This window comes from Azospirillum sp. VT-I1 (assembly GCF_055698305.1).
The window spans coordinates 463,832-487,056 of the sequence record NZ_CP168800.1 but is presented as its reverse complement, the minus strand read 5'-3'; the positions used below and the strand labels follow the sequence as shown (position 1 = coordinate 487,056).

Annotated in this window: 16 protein-coding genes; 7 read left to right on the top strand and 9 right to left on the bottom strand. The window is 67.9% G+C overall.

Annotation, left to right across the window (positions count from 1 at the left end; all coding sequences use genetic code 11):
* Positions 1–47 precede the first annotated feature (47 nt).
* Complete coding sequence (locus tag AB8P05_RS02275; RefSeq protein ID WP_472758636.1) at positions 48–650, bottom strand: transglycosylase SLT domain-containing protein; 603 nt, start codon at positions 648–650, stop codon at positions 48–50.
* Between the two features lie 681 nt (positions 651–1,331).
* Between AB8P05_RS02275 and AB8P05_RS02270 the strand changes: the two genes are divergently transcribed.
* Complete coding sequence (locus tag AB8P05_RS02270) at positions 1,332–2,675, top strand: tetratricopeptide repeat protein (protein WP_472758635.1); 1,344 nt, start codon at positions 1,332–1,334, stop codon at positions 2,673–2,675.
* On the opposite strand, the gene AB8P05_RS02265 is transcribed toward AB8P05_RS02270, so the two are convergent.
* Both AB8P05_RS02265 and AB8P05_RS02260 read right to left on the bottom strand, forming a co-directional pair.
* On the bottom strand, positions 2,593–4,218 hold the full coding sequence (locus AB8P05_RS02265; protein WP_472758634.1) for a hypothetical protein: 1,626 nt from the start codon (positions 4,216–4,218) through the stop codon (positions 2,593–2,595). The two genes, AB8P05_RS02270 and AB8P05_RS02265, sit on opposite strands and share 83 nt — an antisense overlap.
* A gap of 90 nt (positions 4,219–4,308) precedes the next feature.
* On the bottom strand, positions 4,309–4,533 hold the full coding sequence (locus tag AB8P05_RS02260; RefSeq protein ID WP_455171691.1) for an anti-sigma factor family protein: 225 nt from the start codon (positions 4,531–4,533) through the stop codon (positions 4,309–4,311).
* 346 nt (positions 4,534–4,879) lie between these two features.
* Between AB8P05_RS02260 and AB8P05_RS02255 the strand changes: the two genes are divergently transcribed.
* Entirely contained in the window at positions 4,880–5,746 is an 867-nt protein-coding gene (locus AB8P05_RS02255) for an SDR family oxidoreductase (protein ID WP_472758633.1), read from the top strand.
* Between the two features lie 72 nt (positions 5,747–5,818).
* Here AB8P05_RS02255 and AB8P05_RS02250 read toward each other — a convergent pair whose 3' ends face one another.
* The 3 genes from AB8P05_RS02250 to AB8P05_RS02240 form a co-directional block, all read right to left on the bottom strand.
* A complete protein-coding gene (locus AB8P05_RS02250; protein WP_472758632.1) occupies positions 5,819–7,510 on the bottom strand; it encodes a methyl-accepting chemotaxis protein in 1,692 nt (563 codons plus the stop codon).
* Between the two features lie 322 nt (positions 7,511–7,832).
* Positions 7,833–8,306 (bottom strand): sigma-70 family RNA polymerase sigma factor, encoded by a 474-nt coding sequence (locus tag AB8P05_RS02245; protein ID WP_085089358.1) that lies wholly within the window; start codon positions 8,304–8,306, stop codon positions 7,833–7,835.
* 472 nt (positions 8,307–8,778) lie between these two features.
* Complete coding sequence (locus AB8P05_RS02240; protein ID WP_472758631.1) at positions 8,779–9,138, bottom strand: GNAT family N-acetyltransferase; 360 nt, start codon at positions 9,136–9,138, stop codon at positions 8,779–8,781.
* A 364-nt stretch (positions 9,139–9,502) separates the two neighbouring features.
* Here AB8P05_RS02240 and AB8P05_RS02235 point away from each other — a divergent pair, with 364 nt between their 5' ends.
* The 5 genes from AB8P05_RS02235 to AB8P05_RS02215 all read left to right on the top strand — a co-directional run bounded on the left by AB8P05_RS02235 (position 9,503) and on the right by AB8P05_RS02215 (position 17,332).
* Positions 9,503–12,001, top strand: coding sequence for a glycogen/starch/alpha-glucan phosphorylase (locus AB8P05_RS02235; protein WP_455171687.1), 2,499 nt, complete (start codon positions 9,503–9,505; stop codon positions 11,999–12,001).
* A gap of 390 nt (positions 12,002–12,391) precedes the next feature.
* Positions 12,392–13,432: an aspartate-semialdehyde dehydrogenase gene (locus tag AB8P05_RS02230; protein WP_455171686.1), complete on the top strand. Its 1,041-nt coding sequence runs from the start codon at positions 12,392–12,394 to the stop codon at positions 13,430–13,432.
* A 134-nt stretch (positions 13,433–13,566) separates the two neighbouring features.
* Positions 13,567–15,174 carry a peptide chain release factor 3 gene (locus tag AB8P05_RS02225; RefSeq protein WP_472758630.1) on the top strand — a complete coding sequence of 536 codons (1,608 nt, stop codon included), beginning with the start codon at positions 13,567–13,569 and terminating at the stop codon, positions 15,172–15,174.
* Between the two features lie 213 nt (positions 15,175–15,387).
* Entirely contained in the window at positions 15,388–16,959 is a 1,572-nt protein-coding gene (locus tag AB8P05_RS02220) for a sensor histidine kinase (RefSeq protein ID WP_472758629.1), read from the top strand.
* The gene (locus AB8P05_RS02215; RefSeq protein ID WP_472758628.1) at positions 16,952–17,332 is read left to right on the top strand and encodes a response regulator; all 381 of its coding nucleotides are present in this window, start codon (positions 16,952–16,954) and stop codon (positions 17,330–17,332) included. The genes AB8P05_RS02220 and AB8P05_RS02215 overlap by 8 nt, the downstream gene beginning before the upstream one ends.
* 29 nt (positions 17,333–17,361) lie before the next feature.
* On the opposite strand, the gene AB8P05_RS02210 is transcribed toward AB8P05_RS02215, so the two are convergent.
* The 3 genes from AB8P05_RS02210 to AB8P05_RS02200 form a co-directional block, all read right to left on the bottom strand.
* The gene (locus AB8P05_RS02210; protein ID WP_472758627.1) at positions 17,362–18,285 is read right to left on the bottom strand and encodes a transglutaminase family protein; all 924 of its coding nucleotides are present in this window, start codon (positions 18,283–18,285) and stop codon (positions 17,362–17,364) included.
* Between the two features lie 4 nt (positions 18,286–18,289).
* A complete protein-coding gene (locus AB8P05_RS02205; RefSeq protein WP_472758626.1) occupies positions 18,290–20,899 on the bottom strand; it encodes a circularly permuted type 2 ATP-grasp protein in 2,610 nt (869 codons plus the stop codon).
* A 222-nt stretch (positions 20,900–21,121) separates the two neighbouring features.
* The gene (locus AB8P05_RS02200) at positions 21,122–23,173 is read right to left on the bottom strand and encodes a di-heme-cytochrome C peroxidase (protein ID WP_472758625.1); all 2,052 of its coding nucleotides are present in this window, start codon (positions 23,171–23,173) and stop codon (positions 21,122–21,124) included.
* Positions 23,174–23,225: the final 52 nt, after the last annotated feature.

Below are 23,225 nucleotides of genomic sequence, written 5' to 3'. Positions count from 1 at the left end.
GCCGCTTTGCGCCAGCGGTCATGCCGGCGCCATTGTCGATGCGAGGATCAGTTGATTGCGGCGACTTGCTGGGCGTTGCGGAAGCTGCGGCGGGTGCCGGGGGCGACGCTGACGGGATCGGTGTCTTCACAACGGGAGGAGGCGAGCAGCTTGGCGCTCTGCGCGTCCAGTTCGGACAGGCTTTGCCAGATCTTGCAGACATAGGCCTGGGCGCGGCGGCCGGAACCGCCGTTGTAGCGGGCCAGCGCGGTCTTCCAGTTGCCTTCCTCGCCGTGGAAGCGGACCAGCAGCTGGCCGGCGTAGAAGACGTTGTCGCGCGGTTCTACGATCTTTTCCACCGGCTGGAATTCGCCCCGGTGCGAAGCGACCGACAGCTGCATGCAGCCGACATAGGTGTTTGAACGAAGCTGTCCGCGATGGTCACGAAGGTGCCGGGCGGCATCGTTGACGTTGCGGGCGTAATAGGGACGGCCCTGCACGCTCATCGCGAAGGGATGCGGCGCGCCGTCCTGACCGCTTTCGACCAGGGCGATGGCGACCAGCATGCCGGACGGAATGCCGAGCTTCTGTTCGGTCTCGACTGCGTGGGTGACGCAGCTTTCCTTGGCGAGGGCCGGGGTCGCGATCTGGGCCTGGACGGGAGTTGCCATCGTCAGCGCCACCAGGGGGGCCGTCAGCAGTCCCGCAGCCAGTGCGACGCGTCCACCCGCTGTGGCGCATACGCGCTGATTTCGTCCCCGCATCCCAAACCTCCTTCTGCTGTCGCCCCGTGTTCTACGGCGGCTGTTTGACCCCCGCGCGGGGCCGTTGTTCCGGTCACCGAGTCGCTTACGGCGACCGCCTCCTACCCAGATGTTCGACGCCTCCCAATCGGGCGCCGCGGCCACACTTCCAAAAATTTGATCCATCGTCAACCGCCTTGCACCCTGGTAATACCACAGCTTTCGTCCGTCGGATGTCACGCAGAGGCGCCGGGCGGACGGTCTAGGCCCTTCGGCGGCGGGCATAAGCCTTTGAATCGCCACATTTGCCGGCAAAATCGAATGGGGTGTCCCAAGTGGCTTGGTCTGCCTTCCGTACAGGGGGCAAAAAGGGGCTACTGCGACCGCGTGTCGCCGGAATCACACTTCCAGATGATTTTCGCGACCCCCTTGCGCGGCGCAGCATGTTGGGGCAGTAAACTCCGCCGCCTTGTTTCCCTGGACTCGGGCGGGCCGGGTTCGAGGGTGCCGCCGTGGGCTGATTGCCAGTGGATCGCGGCAGGCGGATGCCGGACCTGACGGGCCGGGGCATCCCGGTCGCGCAGGCCCGACCTCAGAGGAAACCACCCCTTGTCCGCGGACCCGTCCTTCGGCGGAGCATCGCCCGCTCCCGATCTCGATCAACTGTTCCGCCTCGGTTACGACCGGCTCTACGCCGGGGATTCCGCCGGGGCCGTCCGTGGATTCCGGATGGCTGCCGCCGCCGATCCCGCGAACGGCGAAGCCTGGGCGGCGCTGGCCGATGCCTGCGCCGGGGCGGATCTGCCGGAGCGGGCGGCGGCCTGCTACCGGCGTGCCGTGGCGCTGGATCCTGGCAGCTGGGCATGGCGGCTGATGCTGGCGGAAGCCCTGCGGCAGTGCGGCGAATTCGATGCTGCGCATGCTCTATATAGTGTGCTGGCGACGGAGCGGAGCGATTCGGCGGCGGTGCGACTCGGGCTCGCCCACTGCCTGTCGGCGCTGGGCCGGCATGAGGAGGCGCTGGAGGAGTATCGGGAGGCAGTGGCGCTGCGCCCGAACGACCGCGATGCCGTGCTGGCCCTGGCCGAAGCGCTGACCATGGCCGGCGACGCCCTGGCCGCGGTGGAACTGCTGCAGCCGCTCGGCCGGCGGCTTGAGGACGATGCGACGGTCCACCATGCGCTGGGCCGCTGCTGGCTGGCGCTGCGCGAACCGGTGAAGGCGCTGGCGGCACTCCGCCATGCGCGCGAGGTCGCCGAGGGGGAGGAGGCGGCAACGGTCGAACGGCTGATCGCGGCGCTGGAGGCCGGGGAGGGCACGGACCTGTCGGCCGCCTATGTCCGCGCCCTGTTCGACCGCTACGCCGACCGTTTCGACCAGGATCTCGTCGGCAAGCTCGGCTATGCGGCGCCCGACCTGTTGCGGGCGGCGGTCGACCGCGTGATGCCGGGGGCGGCGGGCCTGCGGATCCTCGATCTCGGCTGCGGCACCGGTCTGGCCGGCGTCACCTTCAAGGCGCTGGCGGCGCATCTGTCCGGCGTCGACCTGTCGCCGCGGATGGTGGAGAAGGCCCGGCAGCGCGGGCTTTATGACGAACTCGGCGTCGGCGACGTGGTGGAAGCGATGCGGCGCACCCCCGGTGGCTGGGACCTGCTGGTCGCCGCCGACGTGCTGGTCTACATCGGCGACCTCGGCCCCGTCTTTGCCGCGGCGGCCCATGCCCTGCCGCCGGGCGGCCGCTTCGCCGCCACAGTGGAGCGGCTGCCGGCCGAGTCGGAGGAGGCGTTCGCCCTTGGCGCCACCCGCCGCTATGCCCATGCCGAAGCCTATGTCCGCCGCACCGCGGAGGAGGCGGGATTCGTTGTACGCCTTATGGAACCCTGCACACCGCGGCGGGAGAAGGGCGTGCCGGTCGCCGGGCTGCTGTTCGTGGTCGAACGCGCGCCGTCCTGACCGGACACCACCAGCCAAGCCCGCTATATGGCCTGGGCGTAGCGGCCTGCGTCGGCGGGCAGGCACCAGCGGGCGTGCAGCTGGCCCTTGCCGTCGAAGCTGCAGGCGATCCATCCCGGACCGTGCAGCATCCGGCGGCCGCCCTCCGGGAAGGGCGGCATCTCGAACCTGTGGGCGGGCAGGGGATGGTCCGGCCGGGCCGCCAGCGGTTCCGCCAGCCGAACGCGCCAGCCCGGACGGACGGCGGCAAGGGGCGAGGCGGCGAAACGCGGGGCATAGAGCTGCCACATCTCCAACCCGCCGCCGCGCAGCACCCCCGGCCGGCCCCGCCCGACAGGCCGCGCGACGCGATGGTGACGCGGCAGCCGGTGCGCCGGGAGAAATCGCCGAGGGTGCGGAGCATCCGCTCCCACTCGGCTTGACGACCCGGCGTCGTCCAGCGATCACCCAGGCCATGCGTCAGCCGGCGCCGCAGGGGAGCCGGCAAAGCCGCGCCCAGCCGGTCGAGCGCCGCAGCAGCAGGGGCCAGCAGCGGCGCGCCGCTGATCAGGATCAGGTGGCGGCAATCGGCGAAGCGGTCGAGCCAGTCCGGCAGCAGGCTCCAGTCACGCTCCGACAGGATGCGCCGGGCGCTGCGGTCGGTCCACAGGTCGAGCGCCAGCAGCCCGGCCTCCCCCATGACGAAGCCCTGGGCCAGGGTTCCGCAGGCGGCCCCCCACAGGCAATCGGGCGGGGAATCGGTGACGGAGCCGGTTTGGAACAGCTGGACCTGCCGACGGGTGGCCACCATCAGCGGGCGCAGGCTGCGCGAGGCGGCGTCGCCGTCCTCCCGCCCGGCCCACGCGCCGGCCAGCATCCGGCCAAGGTCGGACCCGTCCCACATCATCACCGATGGGATGGAGGCCAGCACAGCCGCCGCAGCGGCACCGCTCCAGCCGCGCAGCATCCGGTCGAATCCGGCGGACATCATCTCCTCCGCCACGACGGGCAGGGGCGGTCCCAGCCGGCGGGAGGCGTCGCCCAGCAGCGATGCCGCCTGCGGGGCGGCGGCCAGCACGGCATCGCCGTCGATCTGCCCGCCGGCCTGAATCAGCAGGTGGTAGCGGTCGGCCGAATGGCGGGCGAGAAGGTCGGGCCATAGGGGCGCAGGGAGCGCCGCCGATATGGCCGCAGCCTCCGGCTGTCCGGCAGCTTTCGCGGCACCGGTCATTCCGCTTCCGTACAGAATGGCCATTCGTGGGAGTGATTGACGGCCCGGAACGACCACGTTCCAGCTGGGCCCGTCGGGGAAGCCATAGGCGACATCGGTGTCGCGCATGCCGCGGGGGACCGCGAAATCGAAGCGCCAGACATGGCGGCGTCGCCAGACCGTCAGGTGGCGCGGGGGGACCGGCAGGGTGACGCCGTCCACCCGCAGGTCGTCGGGCTCGACATCCCCGTCCAGCACGAACAGCGCCGACAGCCACCAGCGGTCGCGCTGCTCACCACGGAAATACAGGATGGGGCCGAGCAGGATGCTCGGCTCCGCTCGTCTGCGCGCCATGCCTCATCCGTCCGAACCGGGCCCCCAAGGGGGCGTCAGCGCATCCCATAGCGCATGGCGCCGCGGGACGGAGAGGAAAATCGCGCGTGCTCAGCCTTTCCGCTTGCGCAGCAACTCCAGCATGCGGGGCGGCACCTCTTCGTTCAGGACCGGGTCGTACAGGCGATGAAGTTCCTCCACATGCTGGCGATGCTGGGCGAGCAGCGCCTTTGCGTCGGGATCGCTCTCGACCACGCTCTCGAATTCCGCGCGCTCCCGTTCATCGAGGGCGCCGTCCAGATAGGCGTTTATATCGGTCATCGTCACACGCTTCATCTCTGTCGTTCCCGGATGGGTCGCCGGGGTTTTCCCCTGGGACACGATCAACCGTGACACGTCCGGTGGCTCCACCGTTCCCGGAAAGATCGGCCGAAAGGACGCCTGCCCAATCTTATGGGCATGATCCTCCGCCATACCAGTCCGACAAACGGCGCGATCACTGCTCCCTTTCGAGGCGAGCAATCCGGCACCGCCATCCTCTTTCGCGTCGCCCGGCCAAGTAACAGGGCGGTGTTGCTGATTGTTCCAGCCGGCGACGGGGCGGAACGCGACGCAATCGGGGTTGTTGTGATTGTGCAACGCATCCCATCCGCGCCCCGTCAGGGGTACTGTGAAAGGAGAAATGCCCGTGGCCCAGCAGGAGAGCAGGCAGCCGCCCCAGCACCAGGACAGCCGCCCCGGCCATCAGGCCCCGATGGACCCCCAGCCCTCGGAAACCCGGCCCAGCTACCGAGGCAGCGGCAAACTGCGCGACAAGGTGGCGCTGATCACCGGCGGCGACAGCGGCATCGGCCGTGCCATCGCCGTGCTCTACGCCCGCGAGGGCGCCAAGGTCGGCATCCTGTATCTGAACGAGGACGACGACGCCCGCGAGACCCGCCGGCTGGTCGAGGCGGAAGGCCAGCCCTGCAAAATCCTGAGCGGCGACGTCGGCCAGGAAGAAACCTGCCGCAAGGCGGTGGAAAGCATGATCGGCGAGCATGGGCGCATCGACATCCTCATCAACAACGCGGCCGAACAGCACCCGCAGAAATCGATCGAGGACATCACGGCCGAACAGCTGGAGCGGACCTTCCGCACCAACATCTTCGGCCAGTTCTTCATGGTGAAGGCCGCCCTGCCGCACATGCACGAGGGTGCCTGCATCATCAACACCACCTCGGTCACCGCCTACAAGGGCAGCCCGGAGCTGCTAGACTATTCGGCGACCAAGGGCGCCATCGTCGCCTTTACCCGGTCGCTGTCGATGGCGCTGGCCGACCGCGGCATCCGCGTCAACGCGGTCGCCCCCGGTCCGATCTGGACCCCGCTGATCCCGTCGACCTTCGACGAGGAGAAGGTGGAGAAGTTCGGCGGCAACGTGCCGATGAAGCGGGCCGGCCAGCCGGACGACGTGGCGCCGTCCTTCGTCTTCCTGGCGTCGGACGACTCTTCATATATGTCGGGTCAGGTCCTGCACCCGAACGGCGGAACGGTGGTGAACGGCTGACGCCCACCGCACCGATAAAAAAGGCCCGCTGCGTCCGATCCGGCGCAGCGGGCCTTGTCGCGTAAGATCCGATCAGGCCGCGCGGATACGGACGACGAAGGCGTTCACCGATTCCCGCAGGTTCTGCGCCTGGACGCCGAGGCTGCCGGCGGCCTGGAGCACTTCGGCCGCCGACCGACCGGCTTCCTGCGATGCGTCGTTGACACCCATGATGCTGCGCGACACCTCCGCGGTGCCCTGGGCGGCCTGCTGGACGTTGCGGGAGATCTCGCCGGTGGCCGCGGTCTGCTCCTCCACCGCCGACGCGATGGAGGTGGCGATCTGGTTGACCTGCTGGACCGTGTCGGCGATGCCGCGGATGGCGCCGACGGCTCCCTGGGTCTCCTTCTGGATCGCCTGGATCTGGCCGGAGATCTCTTCCGTCGCCCGCGCGGTCTGGTTGGCGAGGCTCTTCACCTCGCTGGCGACGACGGCGAATCCCTTTCCGGCCTCACCGGCGCGCGCCGCCTCGATGGTGGCGTTCAGGGCCAGCAGGTTGGTCTGGCTGGCGATTTCCTGGATCAGCTGGACAACGCTGCCGATCCGCTCGGCGGCCTGGGCAAGGCTTTCGACGGTGGCGTTGGTGCGCTGCGCCTCGTCCACCGCGGAGCGGCTCATACGGGTGGCGGATTCCAGCTGGCGGGCGATCTCGCTGATGGAACTCGCCAGTTCCTCGGAAGCGGAGGCCACCGTCTGGACGTTGCTGAGGGTCTGGTCGCTGGCTGCGGCGACGGAGGAAGCCTGACGGGTCGTCTCCTCCGCGGTGGAGGACATGCTTTCCGCGTTGCTCTGCAGCTGGGTGGCGGCGGAGGACACGGCGCCGACCACGTCCTGGACGCTCGCCTCGAAGCTGTCGGCCAGCTCGTTCATCGACCGGGTCTTTTCCGCGGCGGCCCTTGCCTCGGCCTCCCTGGCCTCCTGCTCCATGCGGCGGTTGTTGAGCAGGTTCTGCTTGAAGACCTCCACCGTGCGGGCCATCGACCCGACCTCGTCCCCGCGATCGGTCCCGGTGACGGCAACGGTCGCGTCGCCCTTGGCCAGCTGCTCCATCACGCCGTTCAGCGCGGTGATCGGGCGGCGGATGCCGAGGACGGCGATGACGACCGAGGCGGCGCCGGCAAGCAGGATGGCGGCGATCATCGCGCCGATGGCCCAGGTGATGACCGCGGCGGTCTCGCCGCTCAACCGGCTGGAGGACAGCTGCACGACCGCATTCACCTCATCCGCCAGCTTGGCGGCGGTATTGAAGGTCTCCACCACCAGCGGGCGGCATTCCTTGGCGTACAGGGCGGCGGCACCGGCATGGTCGCCCTTTTCCTTCAGCGCCAGGACGTCGGGCAGGGCGCGCTTGATCGACGCCATCATGTCGGTCATCCGGGCGACGGTCGCCGTCGCCTCCGGCTTGGCCAGGCGGGTAACGACCGCATTGGAGTCGGAGATTGCGGCCTGGATTTCGGTGATGGACTTGGCGAGCGGCGCAAGTCCTGCCGGCTCCTGAAGAAGCAGGACGTTGTTCATTTGGCGGCCCAGATTCGCGAGGTCGCCACGCATCCGTTCAAGCTTCTGGGCAAACGTGATGTCGGTGTCGATCAGGACGGAGTAGTTCCCGTCGACACGATTGAGCGTATTCGCCATGAAGGCGGACAGTCCGGCCGCCACCGCGCTGAGAATGAACACGACGAAGTAGATCTTCGGACCGATACCGACACGGGCCAAGGGATTCATGGCTTTCACCTACGCTGAAGCATACATATGTAATATCTGCGATGGATGCGAGCATCAGACGCTCACCATCGATTGAAACAATTGGACCTTTCAGTGTAAAAGATTGTTTAACGCGAGATGATGCCTACACCTATGAAAAAGGTTGTAGGTTTTGATTATCGCGGTACTGGGATTCGATCCAGATTGCCGATAACCTATTCTGACACGCAACGCGCGGCAGTGATCTGAATCAACCTTTGCGGAATCAACACACCCTCCGCAACGGGTTGCGGAGGGTGTGTGTCCCGCCGGCCGGGACCGGCCGTGGAGGCGGAGGAGGCGGTCAGGCGGTCATCAGGTTGTTCAGCCGTTCCCGTGCGCGGCACAGGCGGGAGCGGATGGTGCCGATGGAGACGTTCAGCGTTTCCGCCGCCTCCTGATAGGGCCGGCCTTCGATGGCCACCAGCTTCACCACCTTGCGCTGGCTGGGGGTGAGGGAGGAAAAGGCGCGGTCGACGTCACGGAAGACAAGGCGCGACATCTGCGCCGCATCGACGGACATGGCGCCGTCCCACAGCTCCACCTTCGTCACATGGCGGTCGCGCTGCAGGTTGTTGAAATGCAGGTTCTTCAGCATGGTGGTCAGCCATGCCTGCATGTTCGTGCCGGGTTCGAAACGATGCTGGCGCGACAGGGCACGGGCCAGGCAGTCCTGCAGAAGGTCCTCCGCGGCGTTGGCGTCGCGGGTCAGTTTGCAGGCATAGCGCTGCAGGTTCGGCATGCAACGGATCAGTTCGTTTTCGAACGAGTACGCCATAGTCTTTCCTTCCTCCACGGTCTGATTCGTCCTTGCTGGCCGGGTGAGCGGCGGCGCCCTTCGGATGGAGGCGGGGCACCAGGCAGGGACGGCGTTTGGCGTTCCGGCGCGCGAGGGTTGCGTCGCCGGTTCGAAAGGCTGAGTGTCGAAGCTGTTTTTCTAAGTCTTGCGGCGTCAGGCGGCCCGGCGGGATGCCATCGGCCGGCCCGTCATGGGACCAGGGCCGGCAATCCCCGTGGGAGTCCCTGGCGGGTGTCGCGGAACGATCCGGTCGGCGGTGGCGTCATTGAGGCGGTCCCGTTGTTGCCCGTCGTTGATCGTGTCGGGAGCTAAACGCGCCGTCGGTCGCGGATGTTCCACCGCCGGATTCGGAAAGAGTGACTTCGGTGGCAGATCGCGGCGATTCCGGTGGCGGTTCCGCTTCGCGGGCTTACCACCACCGAACGCGCCCGGCGGTGCCGGAGCGCAACAGTCAGGAAGCGGCCGCGGCCTGTGCCGGAAGCGGCTTTTCCAGGCGCAGCGCCGCCATGTCGTCCTCGTAATAGGCGGGATAAACGGCGAAGCGGCGGAAGCCGGCGGCGGTATAGAGCGCAATCGCCGCCCCGTTGTCCGCCCGGACCTCCAGCCGCAGTCCGGCGCAGCCGTGGGCCGCCGCCGCGTCCTCCAGCGCCGCCAGCAGGCGGCGGGCGATCCCGCGGTCCCGGCTATCCGGCGCCACGGCGAAGGAGGTGAGGCGGGCAAAGGGGGTTCCGGCATGGAAGCCCAGCATGCCGTAGGCGACCGGCCGACTCCTTATGTCGGACGGGCAGCCGCCCACTTGGCAGTCGGCCACAAGGACCACACCTTTTGCTTTAAGGATTGCATAGCGGAAGTTGCGCCGCGTCATCCGGTCGGTCGCGAAGCTCTGCTCCTCGATCGCCAGAAGCGCGGAAATGTCTGCCGCTGTGGCACGGCGGATGACGATGCATGTTGCATCGCAGTGGACAGGATCGATTTCGTGACGCATCGTTGACGGGAAAAAGGGGAGGGGTTGCGACTCTACTCCCTTTTACCACAGTGAAACGACGGTATGGTCCGCGTGGGGAAAGCATTGTTTAACCAACAGCGCCGACACTTCCCCCCATGTTGGCCCCCTGTTGGAGCGCTGTCCTTCCAGCCGCCCGCTCCCATTGGCCTTTCAAGCAGAAAGTCAGGACATGGACGCTCGGTTTAAATCTCGCGACATCGAACGCCGCAGCCTGGATGTCGACGGCCTCAAACGGTCGTTCCTGGAATGGCTTGTCTATTCGGTGGGCAAGGATGCCCGCGCCGCCACCCGCCGCGACTGGTTCCACACCGTGGCGCTGGCCGTGCGCGACCGCGTCGTCGACCGCTGGATGGATACGACGCGCAGCTACTACCAGGAAGACGCCAAGCGCGTTTACTACCTGTCCCTGGAGTTCCTGATCGGGCGGCTGCTGACCAACAGCCTGTCGAACCTGGGCATCATGGACGAATGCCGGCAGGCGCTCGACCGCCTGGGCCTGTCGATGGAGGACGTGGTCGACGCGGAGCCGGACGCGGCGCTCGGCAATGGCGGCCTCGGCCGTCTGGCCGCCTGCTTCCTCGACAGCATGGCCTCGCAGGGGCTGCCCGGCTACGGCTATGGCATCCGCTACGAGTTCGGCCTGTTCGAGCAGCGCTTCGAGAATGGCTGGCAGGTCGAGTATCCGGAACAGTGGCTGCAGTTCGGCAACCCGTGGGAATTCGCCCGTCCGGAGGTGCTGTACCCGGTCCAGTTCTACGGCCGCGTCGAGGAGTTCCGCGACAGCGTCGGCGAGCGCGCCTATCGCTGGGTCGATGCCGACCGCGTGCTGGCGATGGCCTATGACACGCCGGTCGTCGGATTCGGCGGCGAGACGATCAACACGCTGCGCCTGTGGTCGGCCCGCGCCACCCGCGACTTCAACTTCGGCCACTTCAACGACGGCGCCTACATGAAGGCGGTCGAGCAGAAGATCCTGTCGGAAAACCTCAGCCGCGTCCTCTATCCCAACGACGCGACGGAGACCGGCAAGGAGCTGCGGCTGAAGCAGGAGTATTTCTTCACCTCCGCCTCGCTGCAGGACATCCTGCGCCGCTATCTGCAGCATCATTCCAGCTTCGAGAATCTGCCCAACAAGGCGGCGATCCAGCTGAACGACACCCACCCGGCCATCGGCATCGCCGAGCTGATGCGTCTGCTGGTCGACCAGCATGCGCTGCGCTGGGACGACGCGTGGGAGATCACGCGCGCCACCTTCGCCTACACCAACCACACCCTGCTGCCCGAGGCGCTGGAAGCCTGGCCGGTGCGGATGATCGAGCGGGTGCTGCCGCGCCACATGCAGATCATCTACGAGATCAACGCCAAGTTCCTGAATCGCACCAAGGCGCGTGCCGAGGGTGACAACGCCAAGCTGTCGCGCCTGTCTCTGATCGACGAGCGCGGCGAGCGGCGCGTGCGCATGGGCAACCTCGCCTTCCTCGGCTCGCACAAGGTCAACGGCGTGTCGGCCCTGCACACCGAGCTGATGAAGCAGACGGTGTTCGCCGACTTCCACCAGGAATTCCCGGACCGCATCAACAACAAGACCAACGGCATCACCCCGCGCCGCTGGCTGAAGCAGGCCAACCCGGCCCTGTCGGAACTCATCACCACCCGCATCGGCGAAGGCTGGATCTCCGACCTGTCGCAGATCGCGGCCCTGCGCGAGAAGGCCGACGACGTGGTGTTCCGCGAGGAGTTCCGCCGGGCCAAGCGCAAGAACAAGAAGCGTCTGGCCGCCTACATCGCCCGCCAGACCGGCGAGGAGGTGCTGGTCGACAGCATCTTCGACGTCCAGGTCAAGCGCATGCACGAGTACAAGCGCCAGCTGCTGAATGTGCTGCACACCATCGCGCTGTACAACGAGATGCGCGACAACCCGACGGTGAGCTGGGTCCCGGTGACCAAGGTGTTCGCCGGCAAGGCGGCGCCGTCCTACCACATGGCCAAGCTGATCATCAAACTGATCAACGACGTCGCCAAGGTGGTGAACCACGACCCGTCGGTGCATGACAACCTGAAGGTCGTGCTGCTGCCGAACTACAACGTCACCGCGGCGGAGATCATCATCCCGGCCGCCGACCTGTCTGAGCAGATCTCCACCGCCGGCATGGAGGCGTCGGGCACCGGCAACATGAAGCTGGCGCTGAACGGCGCGCTGACCATCGGCACGCTGGACGGCGCCAACGTCGAAATCCGCGAGCATGTGGGTGCGGACAACATCTTCATCTTCGGCATGACCGCGGACGAGGTGAACGACCTGCGCGCCAGCGGCGGCTTCAACCCGCGCGAGGTGATCGCGTCGAACCCCAGCCTGAAGCGGGCGCTCGACATGATCTCCACCGGCGCCTTCTCGCCGGACGACCGCAACCGCTACCACCCGATCGTCCAGGCGCTGACCGACGGCGGCGACCATTTCCTGGTGACGGCGGACTTCGCCGACTATTGCCGGGCCCAGGACGCGGCGATGCAGCTGTACCGCGACCCGGAGGAATGGACCCGCAAGGCCATCCTGAACACCGCCAACATGGGCTGGTTCTCGTCCGACCGTACGGTCAACGAGTATGCCGGGGAAATCTGGGACGTACACCCGGTGAAGCCCAACCATGACGGCGAGGGGTTCCGGTAAGGGGGTTGCCCCCTCCCTAACCCTCCCCGCTTTGCGGGAGAGGGAACTCCGCCGCTCCCGCACTCAACTCCCTCTCCCGCGAAGCGGGGAGGGTCGGGGAGGGGCAATCCACAGCGAACACCCAACCGCAACCGGCGCTTTACAAGCCCCCTCCATTGGGCTATGACAACCAGCATGAACCGCAAGGCCATCACCACCACTACGACCAAAAAAGCGACTCGCTTCGGCGGGCAGCGTCGTGGTGCGTGCTGATCGGATCGACCAGCGTTTCTTCCACGAGGCAGGCCCCGCCGGACAACGGACGGGGCCTCGTCGTATCCGGGGTCCGCTGTCCGAACGACCGATAGGCCGGTCCGATCAACAGTGCGATAGACAGGACGGAACCCCGACATGAGCAGCAACAACGCCTCCGCTTCCTCCAAGTCCCTCCGCGTCGCCGTGGTCGGCGCCACCGGCGCCGTCGGCCGCGAGATGGTCAAGGTCCTGCACGACCGCAACTTCCCGGTCGCCGAACTCGGCCTGTTCGCCTCCGAGCGGTCGGCCGGCAAGGTGCAGGAGACCCCCTACGGCGCCCTGACCCTGAAGGCGTTCGACGCCGCGGTGGTGAAGGGCTATGACGTTGTCCTGCTGGCGGTGTCGGGCGACTTTGCCAAGGCGCACGCCAAGGATCTGGCCTCGGCCGGCGCGCTGGTGATCGACAACAGCTCCGCCTTCCGCTACGACGCCGACATCCCGCTGATCGTTCCGGAAATCAACGCCCACGTCTTCCGCGAAGCGTACGCCAACGGCTCGCGCCTGATCGCCAACCCGAACTGCACCACGGCCATCGCCGTCGTGGCGCTGGGTCCGCTGCACAAGGCCTTCGGCATCAAGCGCGCCATCGTCTCCACCTATCAGGCCACCAGCGGCGCCGGCGCCGAGGGCATGGCCGAGCTGGAGGAGCAGACGCGCAACCAGCTGGAGGGCAAGCCGGTCACCAACAGCGTGTTCCGCCACCCGATCCCCTTCAACCTGATCCCCCAGATCGACGCCTTCCAGGAGAACGGCTACACGAAGGAGGAGATGAAGGTGACGTGGGAGACGCGGAAGATCATGGAGGTCCCGGACCTGCTGGTCAGCTGCACCGCCGTCCGCATCCCGACCTACCGCGCCCACTCCGAAGCCATCACGCTGGAGACGATCCAGCCGGTCACGCCGGACGCCGCGCGCGCCGTTCTGGCCGATGCGGCCGGTGTGAAGGTGGTGGACGATCCCGCCGCCGGCGCCTATCCGATGCCGCTGAACGCCACCGGACAGTATGACGTCGAGGTCGGCCGCATCCGCAGCAATCTGGTGTTCGGCGACCATGGCCTGGACCTGTTCGTCTGCGGCGACCAGCTGCTGAAGGGTGCTGCCCTGAACGCCGTGCAGATCGCCGAGCTGGCCCTGTAAGCAAAGGCCCAAGGCTCTGGAATCCCAGGGCCGGCACTGCTATGTAATGCGACGGGGGCCGATGGGCGAGTTTCGCCTGTCGGCCCTTTCGCCGTTCGTACCGAATCACGCCTTTCAAGTCACGGGACCCGCGCATGTCCGAACTTCAGGACGCCGTCTCCCGCCGTCGGACCTTCGCCATCATCGCGCACCCCGACGCCGGTAAGACCACGCTCACGGAAAAGCTGCTGCTGTTCGGCGGCGCCATCCAGATGGCAGGCGCCGTCAAGGCGCGCGGCGAGCAGCGGCGCGCCAAGTCGGACTGGATGAAGGTGGAGCGCGAGCGCGGCATCTCCGTCACCGCCTCCGTCATGACCTTCGATTATGAGGGGCGCACCTTCAACCTGCTCGACACGCCGGGCCACGAGGACTTCTCGGAGGACACCTATCGCACGCTGACCGCGGTCGACAGCGCGGTGATGGTCATCGACGGCGCGAAGGGCATCGAGGCGCAGACGCTGAAGCTGTTCGAGGTCTGCCGTCTGCGCGACGTGCCGATCATGACCTTCTGCAACAAAATGGACCGCGAGGCCCGCGATCCCTTCGACCTGATCTCGGAGATCGAGAGCGCGCTGGCGCTGGAGGTCACGCCGGCCAGCTGGCCGATCGGCATGGGCCGCGACTTCCTCGGCTGCTACGACCTGATCCGCGACCGGCTGATCCTGATGGACCGCAGCAAGGGCGACGAGATCGACGAGGGCATCGAGTGCAACGGCCTGGATGATCCCCGTCTGGACGAGCTGCTGCCCGCCCACGCCGTCGCCAAGCTGCGCGAAGAGGTGGAGATGGCGCGCGGCCTGATGCCGGCCTTCGACCTGGAGGCCTATCGCGCCGGCCATCTGACGCCGATCTATTTCGGCTCCGCCATCAACAATTTCGGCGTGCGCGAGCTGCTGTCCGGTCTGGCGGAAAACGCCCCGCCGCCGCGCCCGCAGCCGGCCGATCCGCGCACCGTCCAGCCGGACGAGGAGAAGGTCACCGGCTTCGTGTTCAAGGTCCAGGCCAACATGGACCCGAACCACCGCGACCGCATCGCCTTCGTCCGCCTATGCTCCGGCCGCTACAAGCGCGGTGCCAAGCTGAAGCATATCCGCTCCGGCAAGCTGATGGCGGTGAACAACGCCGTTCTGTTCCTGGCCCGGGACCGCGAGGTGGCGGAGGAGGCATGGCCGGGCGACATCATGGGCATCCCCAACCACGGCAGCTTGCGCATCGGCGACACGCTGACGGAGGGCGAGGATCTGCGCTTCACCGGCGTGCCCAGCTTCGCGCCCGAACTGCTGCAGCGCGTCCGTCCGGACGATCCGATGCGGGTGAAGCACCTGCGCAAGGCGCTGGAGCATTTCGCCGAAGAGGGCGCTTCGCAGGTGTTCAAGCCGCTGACCGGTGCCGACTGGGTCGTCGGCGTCGTCGGCCAACTGCAGTTCGAGGTTCTGGCCTCGCGCATCGAGGCGGAATACGGCATCGCCGCCCGTTTCGAGGGCGCCGGGCTGGACGCCGCCCGTTGGGTCGAGACCGACGACAAGGCCCAGCTGGAAAAGTTCATCGAGCTGAACCGTTCGGCGCTGGCGGAGGACCATGACGGCGCCCTGGTGTTCCTGGCCCGCAACGCCTGGCACCTAAACCGCGCGCAGGAGGATTTCCCGGCCCTGCGCTTCCTGAAGACGCGTGAACAGAACCGCAAGGTCCACACCGCGGCCTGACGGAGATCACGCCGTCCCTGCCGCCCGCCCCCGGCAAAGCCCGGGGGCGGGCACCGCTCCACGACACAAGACAATCTGCGTACCGGTCTCCCCGGCTGGACGGACGGCTTGACGGCGCCTGTCCGGTGTCGGAACTTGTGCGGGTACGCTTAACGGTTTCGACACGTAATCAATGGCCTCCGTCGGACGGACAGGGTCGGAAATGAGGCGGACATGGCGCTGGGATTGAACGAACTCCTGGACACCAGCGGCTTCGTGCCGCATGGCGTCTGCCTGCTCTGGCGGTCCGACATCCTGGCTCTGCATGTCGCGTCGGACATGCTGATCGGCCTGTCCTATTTCTCCATCCCGGTGGCCCTGGTCTATTTCGTCATGCGGCGGCGCGATGTCGAATTCGGCTGGATGGCGATCCTGTTCGCCCTGTTCATCATCGCCTGCGGCACCACCCACTTCATGATGGTTTGGACGCTGTGGAGCCCCGATTACGTGCTGGAGGGGCTGATCAAGGCGGTCACCGCCCTGGCCTCGCTGGGGACCGCGGCAACGCTGTGGTGGCTGATGCCGCGCCTTCTGGCCCTGCCCAGCCCGAAGCAGCTGGAAGCGACCAACCGCGCGCTGGAGCAGGAGATCGCCATCCGGCGCCAGATGGAAACGCGCTACACCGGCTTCTTCAACAATCTGGCGGAGGCGCTGTTCATCGTCCAGGTCCTGCCCGACGGCGACTTCGCCTATGAGGCGATCAACCCGGCGCTGGCCCGGGCCAGCGGGTTGGATCCGGAGCAGCTGCGCGACCGCCGCGTCCGCGACGCCCTGTCGCCGGAGGTGGCGGATGAGGTCATCCCCCGCTACACCGCCTGCCGTGACGGCGGCGTGAGCATCGATTACGAAGAGACCTTGGATCTGCCGATCGGCCAGCGCGTCTTCCACACCATGCTGGTCCCGGTGAAGGACGCCGCCGGGCGGGTCGTACAGATCCTGGGCAGCGGCCGCGACGTGACCGAGCGCAAGCGGCTGCAGGCCGAGGTGGTCCAGACCTCGAAGCTGGCGACGCTGGGCACGCTGGCCGCGGGCATGGCGCACGAGATGAGCCAGCCGCTGAACATCATCCGGCTGTGGACGGAGAACATGCTGTCCCGCCTGCGGGAAAACCTGCTGGAGCCGCAGCGTGCCGAACGGTCGCTGACCCTGGTGATCGAGCAGACCGACCGCATGGCAAAGCTGATCGACCATGTCCGCACCTTCGGCCGGCGGGACGGCGGCGGCATGCAGGCCTTCACCCCCGCCCATTGCGTCCAGAGCGCGGTGGAACTGGTGCGCCACCAGTATGCGTTGGAAGACATCGAGATCATTGAGAGTGCCACGTCGGCGCAACTCCCGGTGACCGGTCGTCCACTTGAATTGGAGCAGGTGATCCTCAACCTGTTTTCGAACGCGCGCGACGCAATCGTCGCACTTCGTGCAACGGGCCGGGAGGCGGGGCGCATCATGGTGGCGGTCAGCGACGACCGGGACGGGAAAACCGTCGCCATCCAGGTGACGGATGACGGCGGCGGCATAGACCCGTCGGTTCTGCCCCAGATCTTCGACCCCTTCTTCACCACCAAGGAGGTCGGCAAGGGATCGGGGCTCGGCCTGTCGATCGGCTACGGCATCATCGACGGCATGGGCGGCCGCATCGATGCCCGCAATGTCGACCTGGAAGACGGGCGGCGCGGCGTCCGCTTCACCATAACCCTGCCCAGCCAGCCGGTATCCCAATCCGACAGGGAGCTGTCGCATGCCTGATCCGTACCATATCCTGATCGCGGAGGACGAAGCCCTCGCGGCAATGGCGCTGGAGGATTTCCTGTCGCTCAAGGGCTTCCGCGTGACCGTCGCGGCCAACGGGGTGGAAGCGCTGGAACGCTATGGCCGTGAGCAGGTGCATGCACTGGTGACCGACCTGCGCATGCCGCGCATGGACGGCCAGACCCTGATCCGCAAAATCCGCGACCGGGACGCCAGCTTGCCGGTGGTGGTGATGACCGGCTATCTGACCGAGGACAGCGACCTGAAGCACGAGCGCTGGAAGCCGCTGGAGATCCTCAGCAAGCCGGTGAACCCGCGCGTCATCTGCGAAGCGCTGCACCGCATGCTCGGCCTGCCGCTGGAGGCTTAAGGCAAGAAGGCGGCGACAGGCGGCGCGGCTCAGTCCGCCAGCGGTTCGACGTCCACGCTGACGGTCAGGCCATGGCCGGCCCCGCCGACCAGCACGCCGCGGGCCGGGCTGACGTCGTCGTAATCGCGGCCCCAGGCGATGGTGATGAAATCGCGGTTGGCAATGCAGGCGTTGGTCGGGCAGATGTCAAGCCAGCCGGCACCGGCCCCGCACCAGACCGACGCCCAGGCATGGCTGACGTCCGCGCCCACCAGCCGCGGCTGGCCCGGCGGGGGCAGGGTGCGCAGGTATCCCGACACATAGCGGGCCGGCAGCCCCATGGCGCGGACGCAGCCGACGGCGATGTGGGCGAAATCCTGGCAAACGCCGCGGCGGTTGCGCATCACCGCCGCCAGCGGCGTCGCGACGGTCGTCGCGGTGGGGTCGAAGGCGAATTCCCGGTTGATGCGGTTCATCAGGTCGATGGCCGCCGCCACCGCCGGCCGGCCGGGAGTGTAGCTGCCCCGCGCATAGTCCAGCAGTTCCGGGCTGGAAGCGACCAGAGTGCTGTCGAAGCAGTATTGCGTGACCTCTGCCCCGTCGTCCGGGCCGGACAGGCCACGCAGGCTGTCGCGCACCTGTTCCCAGGGGGCCGATGCCTCGGGCGCCGGCACCGGCGTTTCGAACACCTCCACCTCGCTCTCCGCGACGACGGAGAAGGTCCGGTGCGGCTCCTGCACGGCGACATAGGTGACGGTGTTGCCGAAATAGTCCACCCGCTCCGTCCGCACCGCCGGGACCGGATCGATGGTCAGCATGGCGCGGCGGATGCGCTGGCGCGGGTGCGGCCGGGCGGTCAGGTGCAGCAGATGGTGGGAGATCGGCACATCCTCGCCATAGTCGTACGAGGTGGCGTGGCGCACGCGGTAGCGGGTGGAGAGGCCGCTGCCGCCGGGAAGCGGGGGAGGGGTCATCGGGTCAGGCCGATCGTGCGAAGGCATGGCTGAAATAGGCATGGGCCAGGAAGTTGGACACGTCCGGCAGCGACATCGCCAGCGTGTCCAGCAGCGCCCGCAGCGCCTCGCCGGAGGCCAACGCGTCGGACCGCTCCAACCCGTTGCGCGCGGCGGCGACGATGGCCAGCGCCCCGCCGGTGGGGTCGGTGCCGGTGCCCACGCCCTGGCTGGGCAAAGCCCGCATGTGCCGGTCCAGCGCCGCCAGCTGGAAGGCCAGCGCACGGGGGTTGGCCTCCTCGCACAGCAGCAGATCCAGCACGGAGCCGCGCTGGACGCTGGTCAGGTGGCGGGCGCGGTAGGTCATCACGCTCTCGCCCAACTCCAGCAGGACCGCCAGCGTGGCGGCCTGCGCCGGCTCCTCCAGCCGGTCGAGGTCGGCGACATGGACGCCGCGCATCAGCGCGATCATGTGCAGCGACCGCTCGATCCGCCGCCCGATGTCGAGGAAGCGCCAGCCGGCGCCGCGCGTCATGCTTTCCTGCTCCAGGCCGGAAAAGGCGGCCAGCGTGATCATCACGTCGTCCAGCCGCAGCAGGAGCGCCGCCGCGTCCATCCGCCCCTTCGGCGGCTGGGTCTGGCGGTCGATGGCCGACACCACCCGCCACATGTCCATCGACAGGCGGTCGCGCACCGAATAGGCGGTGCGGTGCAGGCGCAGAACCTGGGCGCGCAGGCTGTTGGGGTGGTCGGGATCCGTCACCGCCGCGTACAGTGCCTCGCGCAGGCCGCGGTTGGCGCCGCTTTCCGTCACCCGCGCCATCTCCGCCGGGATCATGCCGAGCGAGCTGAGCAGGTCGAGCAGCGGGCGGAGCTGTGCGGTGGCGCCGGGCATGTTGCTGTCGATCAGCCGGCTCTGCGTCGCGCGCAGCAGGCGCAGCGCCCCCTCCGCCCGCTCCGCATAGCGGCCGAGCCAATAGAGGCCGTCGGCGACGCGGCTGGGCAGGTCGTTGGCGGACGGGCGGGCGCCGCTGGCCGTCGGCTCCGTCGCCGGTGCCGGGCGCGGCTGGGTGGAGGCGACGTCGGTCCGCCGCGGCGTCAGGATCCAGGTGTCCTTGCTGCCGCCGCCGCTCTGCATCGACACCACCAGTCGGCCGGATTCGCTGGACACGCGGGTCAGCCCGCCGGGCATCACCGCATAGCCGCCGCTGGGCGTGGCGCAGAGGAAGACGCGCAGAACCAGCGGGCGCGGCTGCAGCCGTCCATCCTGCCAGACCGGGGCGGTGGACAGCGCCATCTGTTCCTGCGCCACGAAATACCAGGGGCGCCGCTTGATCCGCTCGATCAGGGCCGACCGCTCGGCGGCCGACAGCTGGGCGCCGAAGATCGGTTCGAAGGACAGCGAGGGGAAGGCCGGCTTGACCACCAGCCCGTCGAGATGGTCGATGACGTAGGCGCGCTCCGCATCGTTGCCGCACCACCAGCTGGCGACACCGGGCAGCCGCAGCTCCTCCCCCAGCAGATGGCGGCAGAGCGTCGGCAGCGACGACTTCATCGCCATCGATTCCATCAGGCCGGAGCCGAGCGCGTTCGCCACCACCACATTGCCGGCGCGCACCGCCTCAATCAGTCCGGCGACACCCAGCGAGCTGTCGGCGCGCAGTTCCAGCGGGTCGGCGAAATCGGCGTCGAGCCGGCGCAGAATGACATCCACCTGCTCCAGCCCGGACAGGGTCTTCAGGAACACCTGCCGGTCGCGCACCGTCAGGTCCGCCCCCTCAACCAGCGTCAGGCCGAGGTAGCGGGCGAGATAGACATGCTCGAAATAGGTTTCGTTGTAGGGGCCGGGGGTCAGCAGGACCACGCGCGGCAGGCCGCCGGAACCGTTCCCGCGCGGCGCCAGGGACAGCAGCGTTTCCTTGAAGGTGTCGAAGAAGCCGGTCAGCCGCTCCACCTGGCAATGGCGGAAGCTGTCGGGCAGCACCTTGGCGATCACCGCGCGGTTTTCCAGCGCGTAGCCGCTGCCGCTGGGCGCCTGGGTGCGGTCGGACAGCACCCACCAGCGCCCGTCCGGCGCGCGGGCGAGGTCGACCGCGTAGAAATGCAGGTGGACGTCGTTCGGCACGCGGATGCCGTGGACAGCGCGGCGGAATCCCGGGTCGGCATGGATCACCGACGGCGGCAGCCGGCCATAGCGCGTCAGGGTCTGCGGCCCGTACAGGTCGGTCAGGATGGCGTTCAGCAGCGAGGCGCGCTGGATCAGCCCCGATTCGACGGCCTTCCATTCATGCGCCGGCAGCAGCAGCGGCATCATGTCGAGCGGCCATGGCCGCTCCATCCCGTTGGGGTCGCCATAGATGTTGTAGGTGACGCCGTTCTGGTGCAGAAGCCGCCGGGCCTCCTCCCACCGTTCCGCCATCTGTTCGGCGTCGAGCGGCCCCAGCGTGCTCATGAAGGTCTGCCAGTGCGGCCGCAGCCGGCCCTGGCCGGTCACCATTTCGTCATAGACCTGACCGGAGCCATAGCCGATGGCGTCGGCCTCGCCGAACAGCGATCCCTGCGTGAAGGGAACCGGCGGCATGCCCGACGGGACCACGGGCGCCGGCGCGCGGAAGGGCTGATCGGGCTGGGACAAGGTCTGACTGGTGCTTTTTGCCTATGAACGGAGCAACAGTCTGAACGTCCGCGTGCTGCGATGCAAGGCTGGCGGCCGGCGGACCCATCCGAAAGAGGAAAGAATCCGTGGCGATCCGTTCGCCGGCGGATGGATCGGGGCGCGCAGCTCCGACAGAAAAAACCGGAGCGCCGCGTATAGCGACGCTCCGGCTTGCCGGATGTTGCGGGAAGGCGCTGACGGTCAGAGCGTCTTCAGGTACTCCAGCAGCTGCCAGCGCTGCGTGTCGGTCAGGCCGGCGCCGAACTCGTGGCCGGTGTTGCGGTTGCCGGGCTTCGTCGTGTCATAGACGAAGGTGGCGCCCGCCGCCGAGGAATCCACGCCGACCTTGACCGGGTCGATGGAGGTGCTGCCCATGCGGAAGGTCGCCGACCGCTGGGACGCCGGCAGCAGCATCTCATACAGGTTCGGGACCGAGCCGTTGTGCATGTAGGGCGCCGTCGCCCACACGCCGTCCAGCGGACGCGCCTTGTAGGCCATCAGCTGCTTGATGGTGGCGGCCAGCGCCTCCGCGTCGGAGGGGGCGGTGGCGCTGGCGGCGGCCTTGGCGGGAGCGGCGGCGGCCTTCGCCTGGGCCTTCGCCGCGCTGCCGCCGGCCGGGACGGAGCCCACGGTCGGCTTGGTCTGGCCGCGGTCGGTCAGGGCGGCGATCACCTTCTGGTGGTCGGCGGTCTGCTTGGCGCCCGGCTTCACGAAGGGCGTGGTGTCCAGCGTGCCGCCCTTCGCCTGGGACTCCGGCGACCAGCCGGCAGGAGCGCTGGCGGTCAGCCACGGCGCCGGGGCGTTGTCGCCCTTCATCAGGTCGACCAGCAGGCCCGGTTCGCGCACCAGATCGCCGAAGATGGCGCCGATCACCGCGTTGGACAGCAGGTTGGCGGCGAGGTCGGGGTTCGCCAGCGGCTTGCCGCCGAGCAGCTGCGGCGGCATGGCGACGTTGGCGATGGCGCCAGTGTCGACCTTACGGCACAGCGCATCGACCGCCATCTTCGGATCGGCGTCGTAGTTGACCGTGATCATCTTGGCCGCCACCGCGGCATCGACGCCCTTGGTGCAGATGGTGGTGAAGGCCGTGACCACCGCGACCGCATCGTCCGGTTTCGCCCAGTTGAACAGTGGCACCATCTGGATCGGGGCCGTGGTGTAGGTCTCGCCGCGCGGCAGGATGGCGTGGCAGCTCTCGCAGTTTTCCTTGTAGATCGGCTCGCCGGCCGCGGCCTTCACGATGTCGACGTCGCCGGCCAAGCTGTCCGGCCAAGCGGGCGACCGCAGCTTGCGCAGCTGGTTCTCCATGTCGACAAGGTTCCGGCCGCGGACCGTGGACTTGTAGTAATAGTGGGCAGCGTCGGCCGGCGGCTTCAGCGTCACCTTGCCGAACACGCCCAGCACCTCGCCGGCATTGCGGCCCAGCGCATCGAAGGCGGTGGCGTTCGGCAGCAGGCCGTTCCACTGCACGCGCGGCTGGTGCGGCGCGTCCCACAGGTAGGGGTAGCTGACCGGCGCGTTCGGCGCGCGGTTGTTCTTCGGCAGGTTCAGGTCGATCGCCGACACGCGGTTGAAGATCATGCCGAAGGCGTCGGTGCGCATCGGCCCCCAGGGCGTGTCGGGCTTGCTGGCCGCGACGAAATCGGCGAAGGAGCGGTCGAAGTCCTTCAGCGCGTCGTACAGCGCCAGCTTCTGCTGGTCGGTGGCGTTGGCGCCCAGCACGCGGGTGGCGAAGGGCTGGAAGGCGGCGTCGCTGGTCACCGTGGTGTGGACCGCGTTGCTCAGCCCGCTGATGAAGCCGTAGAGGTCGCCGGTGGTGACCGCGCCGTCGATGCGCATGGTCTTGCCGTTCACCGTCACGTCGCCGGTATGGCAGGCGGCGCAGGTCATGCCGAACCATTCGGTCTTGTCGGGATCGGTGTCCTTGACGAAGCCGACGGGCAGCAGGTCGGGGTTCCAGGTCGCCGACGTGTTGGCCGGATAGCCGTAGCGGGTGATGCTCTTGACGAAGGGCTGCTTGGTCTGCGGATCCTCCAGCGCCATGAACCAGTCATAGCGCATGATCTGCGAGCCCTGGGTAGTGGTGTAGTACCACTGGCGGGCTTCCTGCGACCAGCCCTGGTCCAGATACCACAGGCCGTTGACCTCGGTCGGCGGCTTCACCGGCACGGGGCGGGGCGGCTTGGGCGGCTCGGCGCAGGAGGCGAGCAGCAGCGCGGTGGCGGCCAGGGTCGCGTAAATGGGAGTTTTCATCCCTATTGTTCCCTTCTCGGTGGCGTAGCGCATGGGCCTTCGACCGAAGAGG

Bases quoted from the DNA above. Each gene is read 5' to 3' on its own strand.
- AB8P05_RS02265 (WP_472758634.1), bottom strand. From the start codon at position 4,218: ATGGCGCGCAGACGAGCGGAGCCGAGCATCCTGCTCGGCCCCATCCTG.
- AB8P05_RS02210 (WP_472758627.1), bottom strand. From the start codon at position 18,285: ATGACCCCTCCCCCGCTTCCCGGCGGCAGCGGCCTCTCCACCCGCTAC.
- AB8P05_RS02220 (WP_472758629.1), top strand. From the start codon at position 15,388: ATGGCGCTGGGATTGAACGAACTCCTGGACACCAGCGGCTTCGTGCCG.
- AB8P05_RS02200 (WP_472758625.1), bottom strand. From the start codon at position 23,173: ATGAAAACTCCCATTTACGCGACCCTGGCCGCCACCGCGCTGCTGCTC.
- AB8P05_RS02215 (WP_472758628.1), top strand. From the start codon at position 16,952: ATGCCTGATCCGTACCATATCCTGATCGCGGAGGACGAAGCCCTCGCG.
- AB8P05_RS02245 (WP_085089358.1), bottom strand. From the start codon at position 8,306: ATGGCGTACTCGTTCGAAAACGAACTGATCCGTTGCATGCCGAACCTG.
- AB8P05_RS02260 (WP_455171691.1), bottom strand. From the start codon at position 4,533: ATGAAGCGTGTGACGATGACCGATATAAACGCCTATCTGGACGGCGCC.
- AB8P05_RS02235 (WP_455171687.1), top strand. From the start codon at position 9,503: ATGGACGCTCGGTTTAAATCTCGCGACATCGAACGCCGCAGCCTGGAT.
- AB8P05_RS02225 (WP_472758630.1), top strand. From the start codon at position 13,567: ATGTCCGAACTTCAGGACGCCGTCTCCCGCCGTCGGACCTTCGCCATC.
- AB8P05_RS02255 (WP_472758633.1), top strand. From the start codon at position 4,880: ATGCCCGTGGCCCAGCAGGAGAGCAGGCAGCCGCCCCAGCACCAGGAC.
- AB8P05_RS02250 (WP_472758632.1), bottom strand. From the start codon at position 7,510: ATGAATCCCTTGGCCCGTGTCGGTATCGGTCCGAAGATCTACTTCGTC.
- AB8P05_RS02275 (WP_472758636.1), bottom strand. From the start codon at position 650: ATGGCAACTCCCGTCCAGGCCCAGATCGCGACCCCGGCCCTCGCCAAG.
- AB8P05_RS02230 (WP_455171686.1), top strand. From the start codon at position 12,392: ATGAGCAGCAACAACGCCTCCGCTTCCTCCAAGTCCCTCCGCGTCGCC.